The 13,722-nt window shown below is 69.7% G+C and carries 15 protein-coding genes; 7 read left to right on the forward strand and 8 right to left on the reverse strand.

All coding sequences use genetic code 11. From position 1 onward, the window contains the following. On the forward strand, positions 1 to 344 hold a 344-nt coding region (locus ACILR4_RS28065), incomplete at its 5' end, for an Hpt domain-containing protein (protein ID WP_395704195.1). Here ACILR4_RS28065 and ACILR4_RS28070 read toward each other — a convergent pair. The 4 genes from ACILR4_RS28070 to ACILR4_RS28085 are packed head-to-tail and all read right to left on the reverse strand — an operon-like array spanning position 341 to position 5,261. Beyond that, positions 341 to 1,372 (reverse strand): isocitrate/isopropylmalate dehydrogenase family protein, encoded by a 1,032-nt coding sequence (locus ACILR4_RS28070; RefSeq protein ID WP_395704196.1) that lies wholly within the window; start codon positions 1,370 to 1,372, stop codon positions 341 to 343. The genes ACILR4_RS28065 and ACILR4_RS28070 overlap by 4 nt on opposite strands. A gap of 1 nt (position 1,373) precedes the next feature. Beyond that, positions 1,374 to 2,474, reverse strand: coding sequence for an S-(hydroxymethyl)glutathione dehydrogenase/class III alcohol dehydrogenase (locus ACILR4_RS28075; protein WP_395704197.1), 1,101 nt, complete (start codon positions 2,472 to 2,474; stop codon positions 1,374 to 1,376). Between the two features lie 38 nt (positions 2,475 to 2,512). Beyond that, complete coding sequence (locus ACILR4_RS28080) at positions 2,513 to 3,559, reverse strand: transglycosylase SLT domain-containing protein (protein WP_395704198.1); 1,047 nt, start codon at positions 3,557 to 3,559, stop codon at positions 2,513 to 2,515. Between the two features lie 13 nt (positions 3,560 to 3,572). Beyond that, positions 3,573 to 5,261, reverse strand: a complete 1,689-nt coding sequence (locus ACILR4_RS28085; protein ID WP_395704199.1) for an electron transfer flavoprotein-ubiquinone oxidoreductase — start codon at positions 5,259 to 5,261, stop codon at positions 3,573 to 3,575. A 228-nt stretch (positions 5,262 to 5,489) separates the two neighbouring features. On the opposite strand from ACILR4_RS28085, the gene ACILR4_RS28090 reads away from it, so the two are divergent. The 3 genes from ACILR4_RS28090 (at position 5,490) to ACILR4_RS28100 (ending at position 7,457) form a co-directional block, all read left to right on the forward strand. Beyond that, positions 5,490 to 6,272 carry an SDR family oxidoreductase gene (locus tag ACILR4_RS28090; RefSeq protein ID WP_395704200.1) on the forward strand — a complete coding sequence of 261 codons (783 nt, stop codon included), beginning with the start codon at positions 5,490 to 5,492 and terminating at the stop codon, positions 6,270 to 6,272. 85 nt (positions 6,273 to 6,357) lie between these two features. Continuing rightward, positions 6,358 to 7,020 carry a YceH family protein gene (locus ACILR4_RS28095; RefSeq protein WP_395704201.1) on the forward strand — a complete coding sequence of 221 codons (663 nt, stop codon included), beginning with the start codon at positions 6,358 to 6,360 and terminating at the stop codon, positions 7,018 to 7,020. 14 nt (positions 7,021 to 7,034) lie between these two features. After that, positions 7,035 to 7,457, forward strand: coding sequence for an acyl-CoA thioesterase (locus ACILR4_RS28100; RefSeq protein ID WP_395704202.1), 423 nt, complete (start codon positions 7,035 to 7,037; stop codon positions 7,455 to 7,457). A gap of 21 nt (positions 7,458 to 7,478) precedes the next feature. On the opposite strand, the gene ACILR4_RS28105 is transcribed toward ACILR4_RS28100, so the two are convergent. After that, entirely contained in the window at positions 7,479 to 8,057 is a 579-nt protein-coding gene (locus tag ACILR4_RS28105; protein ID WP_395704203.1) for a LuxR C-terminal-related transcriptional regulator, read from the reverse strand. Between the two features lie 32 nt (positions 8,058 to 8,089). On the opposite strand from ACILR4_RS28105, the gene ACILR4_RS28110 reads away from it, so the two are divergent. Together ACILR4_RS28110 and ACILR4_RS28115 are read left to right on the forward strand one after the other, a co-directional pair. Continuing rightward, a complete protein-coding gene (locus ACILR4_RS28110; RefSeq protein WP_395704204.1) occupies positions 8,090 to 8,809 on the forward strand; it encodes a CoA transferase subunit A in 720 nt (239 codons plus the stop codon). Between the two features lie 2 nt (positions 8,810 to 8,811). Then, positions 8,812 to 9,450: a 3-oxoacid CoA-transferase subunit B gene (locus ACILR4_RS28115; RefSeq protein ID WP_395704205.1), complete on the forward strand. Its 639-nt coding sequence runs from the start codon at positions 8,812 to 8,814 to the stop codon at positions 9,448 to 9,450. A gap of 23 nt (positions 9,451 to 9,473) precedes the next feature. On the opposite strand, the gene ACILR4_RS28120 is transcribed toward ACILR4_RS28115, so the two are convergent. Continuing rightward, positions 9,474 to 10,673: an HD-GYP domain-containing protein gene (locus tag ACILR4_RS28120; RefSeq protein ID WP_395704206.1), complete on the reverse strand. Its 1,200-nt coding sequence runs from the start codon at positions 10,671 to 10,673 to the stop codon at positions 9,474 to 9,476. Between the two features lie 136 nt (positions 10,674 to 10,809). After that, positions 10,810 to 11,850 carry a quinone-dependent dihydroorotate dehydrogenase gene (locus ACILR4_RS28125; RefSeq protein WP_395704207.1) on the reverse strand — a complete coding sequence of 347 codons (1,041 nt, stop codon included), beginning with the start codon at positions 11,848 to 11,850 and terminating at the stop codon, positions 10,810 to 10,812. Between the two features lie 52 nt (positions 11,851 to 11,902). Here ACILR4_RS28125 and rpiA point away from each other — a divergent pair, with 52 nt between their 5' ends. Then, positions 11,903 to 12,568 (forward strand): ribose-5-phosphate isomerase RpiA, encoded by a 666-nt coding sequence (gene rpiA, locus ACILR4_RS28130; RefSeq protein ID WP_395704208.1) that lies wholly within the window; start codon positions 11,903 to 11,905, stop codon positions 12,566 to 12,568. Here rpiA and mnmC read toward each other — a convergent pair. Further along, the coding region (mnmC, locus tag ACILR4_RS28135) for an FAD-dependent 5-carboxymethylaminomethyl-2-thiouridine(34) oxidoreductase MnmC (RefSeq protein WP_395704209.1) at positions 12,546 to 13,722 on the reverse strand (1,177 nt) is incomplete at its 5' end. The genes rpiA and mnmC overlap by 23 nt on opposite strands.

Here is a 13,722-nt window from a genome sequence, read left to right on the forward strand (position 1 = left end):
AAGTGGCGGGCTTCGACCTGGTGCGTGCGCTGCGCAACGTGGGCGGGCAGGTGCACACGCTGGAGCGCGTGCTGCAGAGCTTCGTCAAGCGCTACCGGTCCGGGGAGCCGGCGATGCTGCAGCTGGCGGATCCGGCCCAGAGCGAAGCGGCACGCAATGCCACCCATTCGCTGCGCGGCGCCTGCGCCACCATCGGAGCGCATGAGCTGCACCAGGGCCTGCAGGCGCTGGAGCAGACGCTGTTCGGCGGCGGCGACCCGACCGGCCAGCTGCCGCAGGCCCAGGCGCTCAACGATGCGCTGATGCGGCTCGCGCAGCGCCTGGCCGCTGAACTGGAGCGTTAGCCGCCGGCCTGGATGCGGGCCACCAGCGCGCGGGTGAACTCGCTGGTGCTGGCCTTGCCGCCGAGGTCGCCGGTGCGCACCTGGTCGAGGTTGAGCGTCTGGTCGACGGCACGGCGCAGGCGGTCGCCCAGGTCCTGGCGTTTCACGTGGTCGAGCATCAACGCCGCGGCCAGCAGCAGCGCGGTGGGGTTGGCCTTGCCCTGGCCCGCGATGTCCGGCGCCGAGCCGTGCACGGCTTCGAAGATGGCCGCATCGGCGCCGATGTTGGCGCCCGGTGCCATGCCCAGCCCGCCCACCAGCCCCGCCACCAGGTCGGACAGGATGTCGCCGAACAGGTTGGTCGTGACCAGCACGTCGAACTGCCAGGGGTTCAGCACCAGCTTCATCGCGCAGGCGTCGACGATGATGGTGTCCATCTGGATCCGGCCCTTGTACTTCTCCTCGTACAGCTGCTCGGCCGTTTCCTTGAAGATGCCGGTCAGCGCCTTCATGATGTTGGCCTTGTGCACGATGGTCACCTTCTTGCGGCCCAGCGCGATGGCGTGCTCGAAGGCGTAGTCCAGGATGTGGCGGCAGCCGGCGCGGGTGTTGATGCCGGTGGCCATGGCCACCGCGTGCGGGTCGTCGTCGATCTGCACGTAGTGCTCGTGGCCGATGTACAGGCCCTCGAGGTTCTCGCGCACCACCACCAGGTCGATGTTGTCGTAGCGGCCGCCGGGGATGATGGTCTTGGCCGGGCGCAGGTTGGCGAAGAGCTTGAACTCCTCGCGCAGCCGGACGTTGGAGCTGCGGTAGCCGCCGCCCGAGGGCGTTTCCAGCGGACCCTTCAGTGCCAGCCGGGTGCGGCGGATGCTGGCCAGCGTGGCCGGCGGCAGCGGGTCGTTGGCCGTCTTCACGCCTTCGAGGCCGGCGACCTGGCGGTCCCACTCGAAGGGCGCGCCCAGCGCATCGAGCGCGGCCAGCGTGGCGTCGACGATCTCGGGGCCGATGCCGTCGCCGGGGATCAGGGTTGCGGGGATCTTGCTCATGTCAGTACACCACCACGGAACGGATGGATTCGCCTTTCTTCATCAAGTCGAAACCCTGGTTGATATTGTCCAAGGTGAGCGTGTGCGTGATCAGGTCGTCGATGTTGAGCTTGCCGTCCATGTACCAGTCGACGATCTTCGGCACGTCGGTGCGGCCGCGCGCACCGCCGAAGGCCGAGCCTTCCCACTTGCGGCCGGTGACCAGCTGGAATGGCCGGGTGCTGATCTCGGCGCCGGCCTCGGCCACGCCGATGATGATGCTGCGGCCCCAGCCCTTGTGCGTGCATTCGAGCGCCTGGCGCATCACCTGCGTGTTGCCGATGCATTCGAAGCTGTAGTCGGCGCCGCCGTCGGTGAGCTGCACGATGGCGTCGACGATGTTCGGATGGTCCTTCGGATTCAGGAAGTGCGTCATGCCGAACTTGCGCGCCATCGCCTCGCGGGCCGGGTTGAGGTCGATGCCGATGATCTTGTCGGCGCCGACCATCTTCGCGCCCTGGATCACGTTCAGCCCGATGCCGCCGAGGCCGAACACCGCGACGTTGGCGCCGGCCTCGACCTTGGCGGTGAACAGCACCGCGCCGACGCCGGTGGTGACGCCGCAACCGATGTAGCAAACCTTGTCGAACGGCGCGTCGGGCCGGATCTTGGCCAGCGCGATGCCGGGCACCACGATGTGGTTGGCGAAGGTGCTGGTGCCCATGTAGTGCAGCAGCGGCTTGCCGTCCAGCGAGAAGCGCGACGAGCCGTCGGGCATCAGGCCCTTGCCCTGCGTGGCGCGGATGGCCTGGCACAGGTTGGTCTTGCGCGACAGGCAGAACTTGCACTGCCGGCATTCCGGCGTGTACAGCGGGATGACGTGGTCGCCGGGCTTCAGCCAGGGCACCTTGCTCTCGAGCACGACGCCGGCGCCTTCATGGCCGAGGATGGCGGGGAACAGGCCTTCGGGGTCGGCGCCGGACAGTGTGTACCAGTCGGTGTGGCAGATGCCGGTGGCCTTGACCTCGACCAGCACCTCGCCGTCACGCGGGCCTTCGAGCTCGACGGTCTCGATGGTCAAGGGAGCGCCGGCCTTCCAGGCCACGGCAGCACGGGTCTTCATCGTCGGCATCCTCACCAAGCTGGGAAGCCGACATTGTGTCAGCGCGCGGCCTGGGACCCGCGCAGCAGCGAGAGCATCTCGGAAGGGGCGGTGACCTTCGGGTCGAACGGATGCCAGCGCTGGCCGCCCAGCGCGGCCAGGATGCGCCGCACGTACATGCGCGTCTCGGCGTAGGGCGGCACGCCACGGTAGCGGTCGACCGCCTTCTCGCCCGCGTTGTACGCGGCCAGCGCCAGCGCGACATCGCCTTCGAAGTAGGCCAGCAGCCAGCGCAGGTAGGCCATGCCGCCGCGGATGTTCTGCGTCGGGTCGCTGAGCTTGCGCACCTGGAAGCGCGCGGCGGTGTCGGGGATCAGCTGCATCAGCCCCTGCGCATTCTTCGGCGAGACGGCCAGCGGGTCGAAGTTCGATTCGGTGGCCATCACCGCCAGCACCAGCTGCGGCGCGAGCTGGTACTCGGGCGCCACCAGGCTGACGAAGCGGGTGATCTGCGGCGGGGCGTTGGGCGGCGTGGGCAGCGCGTTCCACCGTTGCGTGATGGGGCCGGCGCCGGCCATGCCGGGCGCGAGCGGCCCGGCAGCCGGCTTGCCGAGCGGCCTGGGCGGCGGCGCCGCGGCGGCCAGCGGCAGCGGATCGGACTCCGGCGGGCGCAGGCAGGGCGGCGGTGCACCCAGCGGCGTGCCCATGCTGGCCAGCATGTTCTGCGCCTGGGCCATGCCCTGCTCGGCGGCGGCGGCGAACAGGTGCGCGGCCTGCGCATCGTCGCGCTCGATGCCGCGGGCATTGGTCAGCATCCAGGCCAGGTTGTACTGGGACTCGGCATCCCCGTAGCGCGCGGCGCGGCAGTACAGCTGCGCGGCCTTGACCGGGTCGCGCGGCATGCCGTCGCTGCCGTATTCGTAGCGCAGCGCCTCCTCGCGCCAGCGCAGCACCTGCGAGGGCACCACCGGCCCCGCCTCGGGCGGCGGCGCGCTGGGGCGCGGCAGCGATTCGAGCGTCAAGCCCGGCACCTGCGCCAGCGCGCCGGTGGCGCCGAGAAGCCATGCGGCGCCGAGAGCCGCCGCGCGTGCGCGCCTTGCCTTCATGCCCGCCTGCAGGTCACATGCCCGCGTAGTTCGGCCCGCCGCCGCCTTCGGGCGTGACCCAGACGATGTTCTGCGAGGGATCCTTGATGTCGCAGGTCTTGCAGTGCACGCAGTTCTGCGCGTTGATCTGCAGGCGGTCGCTGCCATCGTCGTTCTTGACGAACTCGTAGACGCCGGCCGGGCAGTAGCGGCTTTCCGGGCCGGCGTACTTGGCCAGGTTCAGCGCCACCGGCACGCTGGCGTCCTTCAGCGTCAGGTGCGCGGGCTGGTTCTCCTCGTGGTTGGTGTTGCTGACGAACACCGACGAGAGCCGGTCGAAGGTGAGCTTGCCGTCGGGCTTGGGGTACTCGATCGGCGCGCACGCTGCCGCCGGCAGCAGCGACTGGTGGTCGCGCCGGGTCGAATGCAGCGTCCACGGCGGCGCCTGGATGCCCAGCTTGGGCAGCAGCCACTGCTCGATGCCGGTCATCAGGTTGCCGACCAGCTTGCCGTGCTTGAACCAGAGCTTGAAGTTCTTCGTGCGCTCGAGTTCCTTGTAGAGCCAGCTGGCTTCGAAGGCCTTGGGGTAGGCCGATAGCTCGTCATGTGAGCGGCCCGCCATCACGGCTTCGAAGGCGGCCTCGGCGCACAGCATGCCGGTCTTGATGGCCGCATGGCTGCCCTTGATGCGCGAGGCGTTCAGGTAGCCGGCGTCGCAGCCGATCAATGCGCCGCCCGGGAACACGGTCTTGGGCAGCGACTGCAGGCCGCCGTTGTTGATGGCGCGCGCACCGTAGCTCAGGCGCTTGCCGCCTTCGAGGTGCTGGCGGATGGCCGGGTGCGTCTTCCAGCGCTGCATCTCCTCGAACGGGCTCATCCACGGGTTCTGGTAGTCCAGCCCGATGACGAAGCCCAACGTGACCTTGTTGCCTTCCAGGTGGTAGAGGAAGCCGCCGCCAAAGGTATCGTCCACCATCGGCCAGCCGGCGGTGTGCACCACCAGGCCGGGCCTGGCCTTGTCGGCCGGCACTTCCCAGAGCTCCTTGACGCCGATGGCGAAGGTCTGCGCGTCGCGGCCCTCGTCGAGCCTGAACTTCGCGATCACCTGCTTGCCGAGGTGGCCGCGCGCACCTTCGGCGAACACCGTGTACTTGCCCAGCAGTTCCATGCCGAGCTGGAAGTTGTCGCCCGGCTGGCCGTCCTTGCCGATCCCCATGTTGCCGGTGGCCACGCCGCGCACCGCGCCCTTGTCGTCGTACAGCACCTCCGCTGCGGCGAAGCCGGGGAAGACCTCGACGCCCAGCGCCTCGGCCTGTTCGCCCAGCCACTTGACCACCGTGCCGAGTGCAACGACGTAGTTGCCGTGGTTGTGGAAGCAGTCCGGCACCAGCCAGGCGGGTGTGGTGGCGGTGCCGCCGTCGGCGCCGAGGAACAGGATCTGGTCGTCGGTGACCGGCTGGTTCAGCGGTGCGCCGCGCTCCTGCCAGTCAGGGAACAGCTCGTTGATCGCGATCGGGTCCATCACCGCGCCGGACAAGGTGTGCGCGCCGGGCTCCGAGCCCTTCTCCAGCACCACCACCGAGAGCTCCTTGCCTGCGGCCGCGGCCAGCTGCTTGAGCCGGATCGCCGTGGCCATGCCGCCGGGTCCGCCGCCAACGATGACGACGTCGTATTCCATCGACTCGCGCGGGCCGTATTGGTCGAGGATCTCCTGTGGGGTCATGGTCTTGTCCAGGCTTTGTGATGAGGGAGGGGAGCGATGTCGAGCGGGCAGGATTCTACTTGCGTCGACCACAAAATAGAACGATCGTGCTTTTTTGTGCGATGCCCCGCATGCTGCCATGCATGCGGCCGCGCCGACTGTCGTCCGCGGCTCAGTTGCGCGGGCGTTGGCGGGTCACGACTGCGTGCTATCGTGCCCGCTCTCCCTCCAGCCTGCCGTGACAGCACCATGAGCTACAGCATCGATCTTTCCGGCCGCGTGGCCTTCGTCACCGGCGCGTCCAGTGGCCTGGGCGCGCAATTCGCGCGCACGCTCAGCGCGGCCGGGGCCGGCGTGGTGCTGGCAGCACGCCGCATCGAGCGGCTGAAGACGCTGCGCGCCGAACTCGAAGCCGACGGTGGCGACGCGCATGTGGTGGCACTCGACGTCACCGACCCCGACAGCATCAAGGCCGCGGTGGCGCACGCCGAGACCGAGATGGGCACGATCGACATCCTGGTCAACAACTCGGGCGTCAGCACCACGCAGAAGCTGGTGGACGTGACGCCCGACGACTTCGACTTCGTGATGGACACCAACACGCGCGGCGCCTTCTTCGTCGCGCAGGAAGTGGGCAAGCGCATGATCGCGCGCTCGCGCGGCGCGGCGCCGGGCACCTTCACCGGCGGGCGCATCGTCAACGTCGCATCGATGGCCGGGCTGCGGCCGCTGGGCCAGATCGGCGTCTACGCGATGAGCAAGGCTGCGGTGATCCACATGACCCGCGCGATGGCGCTGGAGTGGGGCAAGTTCGGCATCAACGTGAACGCGCTGTGCCCGGGCTACATCGACACCGAGATCAACCACCACCACTGGCAGACCGAGGCCGGCCAGAAGCTGATCGGCATGACGCCGCGCAAGCGCATCGGCGAGCCGAAGGACCTGGACGCCGCGCTGATGATGCTGTGCGCGAACGAGAGCCGCTTCATCAACGGGGCGGTGCTGGCGGCAGACGATGGCTTCGGAATCTGAACCACGATGAGGCCCCCACGCTCACTGAGTTCGCTGCCCCCCGAGGGGGCGCGTCAGCGCCTTCGGGCGGCCGGGCGGCGCTGACATGCGAGCGCTGACCCCGGTCGAAGCCCGTGTGCTGGGCGTGCTGGTCGAGAAGCAGGCCACGGTGCCGGACACCTACCCGCTGTCGCTGAACGCGCTGGTGGCCGGCTGCAACCAGAAGACGGCGCGCGAGCCGGTGATGAACCTGAGCGAATCGGACGTGCTGGCCGCGATCGACGGGCTCAAGAGCCTGAGCCTCGTGTTCGAGGGCAGCAGCAGCCGCGTGACGCGCTACGAGCACAACATGACGCGCGGCATCGCGGTGCCGAGCCAGGCCACGGCGCTGCTGGCGGTGCTCATGCTGCGCGGCCCGCAGACTGTGGCCGAGCTGCGCGCCAACTGCGAGCGACTGCACCGCTTTGCGGACACCTCGTCGGTCGAGGGCTTCCTCAACGAACTGGCCGAGCGCTTTCCGCCGCGCGCTGTGCTGCTGCCACGCGCGCCCGGTGCGCGCGAGGCGCGCTGGGCTCACATGCTGTGCGGTGAGGTGCAGATGCCCGCTGGCGGCCTGCCGGCCACCGGCACGGACGAAGACCCCATCACGGTGGGCGAGCTGGTGGCGCTGAAGGCCGAGCTGGCGCGCCAGTCCGACGAACTGGCCAACCTGCGCGCGCTGGTGCTGCGCATGGCCGGCGAGCTGGGCATCGATCCCGCCACCCCCTGACGCCGCGCCGCACGATGCGATTCGACCTGCCCGACGACAAGACGCTCACCTACGAGATGCGCATCCCCATCCGCTGGGGCGACATGGACGCGATGGGCCATGTCAACAACACGGTCTACTTCCGCTACCTCGAGACGCTGCGCATCGACTGGTTTCGCAGCATCGGCTGCCTGCCCGACGCCGATGGCATCGGCCCGGTGATCATCAACGCGTTCTGCAGCTTCATCCGCCAGCTCGAGTACCCGGGCGAGGTGATCGCGAAGCACTACGTCGGCGCCCTCGGCCGCAGCACGATGGACACCTACGCGACGCTGGAGCGCAGCGACGATCCCGGCGTGGTGTATGCCAGCGGCGGCGCCACCGTGGTGTGGACCAATTTCCGCCTGCAGAAGTCGGTGCCGCTGCCGGACGACATCCGCGCGATGTTCACGAAGTGAGCAGGCCGGGCCTCGGAGGCTTCATCCCGCCAGCAGCTTGTTGACCAGCTCCGGCGTCGTCGCCGCGCCCACCTTGCGCATCAGCCGCGCGCGGTAGACATCGACGGTGCGCGGGCTGATGGCCAAGCGCTTGCCGATCTGCTTGCTGGTCAGGCCGTCGATCAGCAGCGCCGCGATCTCGCGTTCGCGTGCGGTGAACTCCACCCGCAGCTTGCGCCGCGACGAGAGGTCCTCGAAGGCCCAGATGCCGGCGGCATGCGGATGCCGCGGGTCCAGTGCGCGGCCGGTGACGTGGCACCAGAACAGCTCGCCGCGAGTCGGGCCGTCCACGCGCTTCATCACCCGCTCGTCGGCGTAGCGGCCTTGCGCATCCAGGCTGGCAGTGATGCGGTCGCCGGCGCGCTCGAACTCGTCGGACGTGGGGTACAGCACGGCGAAGGACTGGCCGATCAGCTGCTCGCGCGCGGCGCCGAACATCGCCAGCAGGTGCTGGTTGCAGTCGACGATCTGGCGCTGTCGCGAGAGCACCAGGCCGATGGGCGCCTGGTCGAAGGCGATGCGGTAGTCCAGCTCGATCGGCGGGGGCGTCAGCGTCGTCATTTAGGCGATCCCCAGAGACAGGTTCGCGTGGCATGAACAAGATCTATCCCAGTGCAGCCGCCGCGCTGCAAGGCATCGTCCAGGACGGCCAGCTGATGGCCGTCGGTGGCTTCGGCCTCTGCGGCATTCCCGAAGCCCTGATTGCGGCGCTGCAGGCCAGCGGCGTCAAGAACCTGACGGTGATCTCGAACAACGCCGGGGTCGATGGCTTCGGCCTTGGCAAGCTGCTCGAGACGCGGCAGATCAAGAAGATGATCTCCAGCTACGTCGGCGAGAACAAGGAGTTCGAGCGCCAGTACCTGGCCGACGAGCTGGAGCTGGAGTTCACGCCGCAGGGCACGCTGGCCGAGAAGCTGCGCGCCGGCGGTGCCGGCATCCCGGCCTTCTTCACGCGCACCGGTGTCGGCACGCTGGTGGCCGAAGGCAAGGAGCTGCGCGAGTTCGACGGTCACACCTACGTGATGGAACGCTCGCTCACGCCCGCGGTGTCGCTGGGCAAGGCCTGGAAGGCCGACAAGAGCGGCAACCTGATCTTCCGCCGCACCGCGCGCAACTTCAACCCGGCGGTGATCATGGCCGGCAAGATCAGCGTGGTCGAGGTCGAGGAGATCGTCGAGACCGGCACCTTCGATCCCGATGCGGTGCATCTGCCCGGCATCTACGTGAATCGCCTGGTGCTCAACGCCACGCCCGAGAAGCGCATCGAGAAGCGCACGATCTCCGAAAAGTCGACCGAGAAAGCGGGAGCCTGACCATGCCCTGGACCCATGATGAGATGGCCGCGCGGGCGGCCCAAGAGCTGCAGGACGGCTTCTACGTCAACCTCGGCATCGGCCTGCCCACGCTGGTGGCGAACTTCGTCTCGCCCGACATCGAGGTCTGGCTGCAAAGCGAGAACGGCATGCTCGGCATCGGCCCGTTCCCGACCGAGGACGAAGTCGACCCCGACCTGATCAACGCCGGCAAGCAGACCGTCACCACCATTCCCGGCTCGTCGATCTTCGGCTCGCACGAGAGCTTCGCGATGATCCGCGGCGGCAAGATCAACCTGTCGATCCTGGGTTCGATGCAGGTGACCGACAAGGGCGACATCGCCAACTGGATGATCCCCGGCAAGATGGTCAAGGGCATGGGCGGCGCGATGGACCTGGTGGCCGGTGTCTCGCGCGTGCTGGTGCTGATGGAGCATGTGGCGCGCCGCAAGGACGGCGGCTTCGACCTGAAGATCCTGCCCAAGTGCACGCTGCCGCTCACCGGCATCGGCGTGGTCAACCGCATCATCACCGACCTGGCGGTGATGGACGTGACGCCCGAAGGCCTGAAGGTCGTCGAGATGGCGCCCGGGGTGACGCGCGAGGAGCTGCAGAGCAAGACCGGCGTGCCGCTCCATTGAGGCGTTAGCGCCTCCGGCGCCTTTCAGCGCGCCGGCTGGCTGGCCTTGGACAAGGCCAGCCACAGCGGCACCAGCCGCGCATCGGCCTGCACGCGCAGGTCGGCCTCGGGCCACAGGCAGTCGCGGCCGACGGTGCTGATGCGGTAGCGCAGTTCGCGCGTCGCCAGCGCGATGTCGAAGCGCTCCTGCGGCTCGATCGCGGCGGCCGGCAGCGACCACAGGCCCATCGCATTCCATGCGATGCGCAGCCGGTGCAGGCGATGCACCACGCGCTGCGCCACGCGCTGGGCGGCGCCGTCGAGCTGATCGCTCAGCCGTTCGGCCAGCGCCTGCAGGTGCGGCAATGCCTCGTCGAGCGGACCCAGCTCGGCCAGCATCGGCGCCTGCAGGACGGCTTCGTCCGTCCGCGGTTGCTGATCGGCCCAGTGCGTGATCGGCCCGGCCCACAGGCCGGACAACTCGCCCGGCACGAACTTCAGCGCAAAGCTCGCGCGTTCGGCGGCATGCGGCCGCGCGTCGACGATGCCCAGCGCCAGCTCGGCCACCGCCATCAGCTGGCCCAGCGGCGAGATGGCCGTGCCGAGCAGCTGGAACGGGTAGCCGGTGCCATCGAGCCGTTCATGGTGTTCGCACACGGCGCGTGCGATCTCGGCCGGGTAGTCGGTCAGCTGGGTCAGCAGCATCGCGCCCACATGGGGGTGCGCCGCGAGCTGGCGGTACTCGACCAGGTCGAGCTGGCGACCGGCACGCAGGTACTCGGGGTTCACGTACATCTCGCCGATGTCGTGCACCAGGCCGACGAGCATCGCGCGGGGCAGTAGCGCCGCCGGCGCTCTGGCATGCCAGGCCAGGGCGCCGGCCAGCGCCATGGCGCGCAGCGCATGCTGGTAGCTCGCGGGCATGCCGGCCTGGGCAGACCCCAGCAACAGGCACACCACCGGGTGCAGCGGCAGCGCCTGCACGCCTTCCACCAGGGCCTTGGCGCAGGGTCGCAGCAGGTCGCACAGCGGATCGGCCGGGCTGTCCAGCAGCGTCGCCAGTCCGTGCTGCAGCGCGCGGTGATCCACACCGTTGCCGGCCTGCAGCGAGCCTCCCTGCTGCAGCTCGCGCCGGATCAGCTGCTGGTGCGGCGCCAGTGCCTCCAACGGCGCGGCGCAGGCGTTGGCAAGGGTCAACGCCGCGAAGGGATGGGTCTGCAGAAAGGCTTCCGACGGGGCGTTCAAGCGGGGATCCGGATCGGGCACGCGACATCCTGATGTCGACCCGGTGCGCGGACACCTGATCGCGCAATCGAGACCGCCCCACAGCGGGGCTGGCACAAAGTCACGCTCGCGCCAGCGCGCGCAGGCGGGCCGCCGGTCAGCGCTGCGCCAGAGCCGCCGCGCAGGCCGGCACCAGCGCCGGCCCGCGATAGATCAGGCCGGTGTAGACCTGCACCAGGTCGGCACCGGCCTCGCGCTTGGCGCGCGCATCGGCCGCACTCATCACGCCGCCGACGCCGATGATCGGGAACTCCGGGCCGAGCGCGCCGCGCAGCTGCGCGATCACGCGGTTGCTGGCCTCGCGCACCGGCGCGCCCGAGAGGCCACCGGTCTCGTCCGCATGCGGCAGGCCCTGCACCGCGGCGCGGGCGATGGTGGTGTTGGTGGCGATCACGCCGTCGACGCCATGGCGCTGCAGGCTGGCGGCGATGACACCGACCTGCGTGGCATCGAGGTCGGGCGCGATCTTCACGAACATCGGCACCACGCGCTTGTGCTGGCGCGCCAGCGCCTTGCGCCGCGCCTGCAGCGCCTGGAGCAGGGCGTCGAGCGCCTCGTCGCTCTGCAGCGCGCGCAGGTTCTGCGTGTTGGGGCTGGAGATGTTGACGGTCACGTAGTCGGCATGCGGATAGACGCCGGCCAGGCCGAGCAGATAGTCGTCCACCGCGCGCTCGATCGGCGTGCTGGCGTTCTTGCCGATGTTCAGGCCCAGGATGCCGCCGGCCGCGCGGAAGCTGTGGGCGCGTTGCACGTTGGCGAGGAAGGCATCGAGGCCTTCGTTGTTGAAGCCCAGGCGGTTGATCAGCGCCTCGGCCTGCGGCAGCCGGAACATGCGCGGCTTCGGATTGCCCGGCTGTGCCTTGGGCGTGACGGTGCCCACCTCGATGAAGCCGAAGCCCATCGCGCCCAGCCCGTCGATGCAGCGGCCGTTCTTGTCGAGCCCGGCGGCCAGGCCCACGCGGTTCGGAAACTTCAGGCCTGCCACGGTGACCGGATCATCGACCCGCGGCTTGGACCACAGGCACTGCGCCGGCGTGTTCTGCAGCGCGGCAATGGATTCCAGCGTCAGCTCATGGGCGCGCTCGGCATCCAGGCCGAACAGGAAGGGGCGGGCGAGGGCATAGGGGACGAAAGCCATAATGCCGGATTGTCCGTCAGCCCCTTCCTTCTTCTCCTTCTTGCTTGCGCCGATGACCCAGGACGAACTCAAAGCATTGGTCGGCCGTGCCGCGCTCGACTACGTGGTGCCCGGCACCGTGGTGGGCGTGGGCACCGGCTCCACCGTCAACCATTTCATCGATGCGCTTGCCGGCATCAAGCAGCAGGTGCTGGGCGCGGTGTCGAGCTCGGTCAAGAGCACCGAACGGCTGCTGGCCCATGGCATCCGCGTCTTCGAGGCGGCCGAGGTCGAGCGCCTGCCGGTCTACATCGACGGCGCCGACGAGATCGATCCGCGCGGTCACATGATCAAGGGCGGCGGCGCGGCGCTGACGCGCGAGAAGATCGTCGCCGACCTGTGCGATCGCTTCGTCTGCATCGCCGATGCGTCGAAGCAGGTGCCGGTGCTGGGCAACTATCCGCTGCCGGTGGAGGTGATCCCGATGGCCGCGGCCCAGGTGGCCCGACGCTTCGCCGCGAACTATCGCGCCGAGGCGACGCTGCGCGAAGGCGTGGTCACCGACAACGGCAACCAGATCCTGGACGTGCGCGGCCTGCGCATCACCGATCCGCTGGCGATGGAGACCGAGCTGAACCAGTGGCCCGGCATCGTGACCGTGGGCATCTTCGCCCGCCATCGCGCCCGCGTGTGCCTGCTGGGCACCGAGCAGGGCGTCAGGACGCTGACTTTCGACTGATCCGCACCGCGAAGCGGGCCGGGTCCAGTGCGTCGACGAGGCTGGCCGGCGCCGGCACGGGCGCGCCGGTGACGGTGGCCGCCAGCAGTTCACCGGCCAGCGCGGCATGCGTGATGCCGCGCGAGCCGTAACCGGCGGCGATGTACAGGCCGCGCTCGCGCGGCAGGAAGCGTGGCTGGTCCAGGCGCTGTCCCGCGCGGGCGGCGCCGGCAAGCGCCAGCGGCACCGGGCCCAGCAGCGGCAGGCGGTCGCCGGTCTGCATGCGCCAGCCGACGCGACCGCTGATCGCGGCGCCGTGGATCGCCCAGCCGGTCAGGCGCTGCAGCGTGGCGAGGTTGCTGCGGTGGTCGGCTTCGCGCAGCGCGGGCTCCTCGTCGTCGGCCTGCGAGGTCGCGCCGCACAGGACGCGGCCGTCCGGCAGCTGAAGGGCATAGCCGCTATCGGCCAAAGCGAGCGGCAGACGCTGCGGCACGCCGGCCAGCAGGCTGACCTGACCCCGCAGCGATTGCCACGGCCAGGGTCTCTCACCCCAGGGGCACAGCGGCCCGAGCAGGCGTATCGCATCGTGGCTGTTGGCCAGCACGATCGCTTCGCTGCGTGCGATGACGTGACCGGCGGCGTCCAGCAGGCGCCAGCCGCCGCCATCGCGCTGCAGCGCGGCCACCGTCTGGCCGGTGCGCACCGCGATGCCCGGGCTCGCGAGCCATTGCCGCACGAGCAGGCCCGGCGCGACCCAGCCGCCGCCGGGGTAGTGCCAGGCGGGGCCGTGCACGGGCAGCCCGGCGAGTGCCGACGCCTGCTCGGCTGGCAGCGCCTGCACCCAGTCGGCCGGCAGCGCCTGCGCTGCGAGCAACGCCTGCATCGCGTGCAGGGGCAGATCGCGCTCGCCACGCAGCAGGCCGCAGCCGCCGGGCAATGCGCCGGACCGGATCAAGGGCTGCAGCCCTTGCTGCGCGCGCAGCGCTGCCGCCCGCAGCCAGCGCGCGTGCGCGCCGTCGTGGGCATGCACGATGCCGTGGAACAGGCCGCCCGCGTTGCCCGATGTCGCGCTGGCGGGCTGAGCGGCCTGCTCGATCACCTCGACCGCGACGCCTTGCGCCGCCAGCGCACGCGCGACCCCGGCACCGGCCAGGCCGGCGCCGACGACGATCGCC

This window comes from Aquabacterium sp. (assembly GCF_044226965.1).
Lineage (GTDB): Bacteria > Pseudomonadota > Gammaproteobacteria > Burkholderiales > Burkholderiaceae_C > Pseudaquabacterium.

What these genes read in the sequence shown, in the direction of transcription:
- ACILR4_RS28070 (WP_395704196.1), bottom strand. Translation starts at nt 1,372, where the DNA reads ATGAGCAAGATCCCCGCAACCCTGATCCCCGGCGACGGCATCGGCCCC.
- ACILR4_RS28075 (WP_395704197.1), bottom strand. Translation starts at nt 2,474, where the DNA reads ATGAAGACCCGTGCTGCCGTGGCCTGGAAGGCCGGCGCTCCCTTGACC.
- ACILR4_RS28080 (WP_395704198.1), bottom strand. Translation starts at nt 3,559, where the DNA reads ATGAAGGCAAGGCGCGCACGCGCGGCGGCTCTCGGCGCCGCATGGCTT.
- ACILR4_RS28085 (WP_395704199.1), bottom strand. Translation starts at nt 5,261, where the DNA reads ATGACCCCACAGGAGATCCTCGACCAATACGGCCCGCGCGAGTCGATG.
- ACILR4_RS28090 (WP_395704200.1), top strand. Translation starts at nt 5,490, where the DNA reads ATGAGCTACAGCATCGATCTTTCCGGCCGCGTGGCCTTCGTCACCGGC.
- ACILR4_RS28095 (WP_395704201.1), top strand. Translation starts at nt 6,358, where the DNA reads ATGCGAGCGCTGACCCCGGTCGAAGCCCGTGTGCTGGGCGTGCTGGTC.
- ACILR4_RS28100 (WP_395704202.1), top strand. Translation starts at nt 7,035, where the DNA reads ATGCGATTCGACCTGCCCGACGACAAGACGCTCACCTACGAGATGCGC.
- ACILR4_RS28105 (WP_395704203.1), bottom strand. Translation starts at nt 8,057, where the DNA reads ATGACGACGCTGACGCCCCCGCCGATCGAGCTGGACTACCGCATCGCC.
- ACILR4_RS28110 (WP_395704204.1), top strand. Translation starts at nt 8,090, where the DNA reads ATGAACAAGATCTATCCCAGTGCAGCCGCCGCGCTGCAAGGCATCGTC.
- ACILR4_RS28115 (WP_395704205.1), top strand. Translation starts at nt 8,812, where the DNA reads ATGCCCTGGACCCATGATGAGATGGCCGCGCGGGCGGCCCAAGAGCTG.
- ACILR4_RS28125 (WP_395704207.1), bottom strand. Translation starts at nt 11,850, where the DNA reads ATGGCTTTCGTCCCCTATGCCCTCGCCCGCCCCTTCCTGTTCGGCCTG.
- rpiA (WP_395704208.1), top strand. Translation starts at nt 11,903, where the DNA reads ATGACCCAGGACGAACTCAAAGCATTGGTCGGCCGTGCCGCGCTCGAC.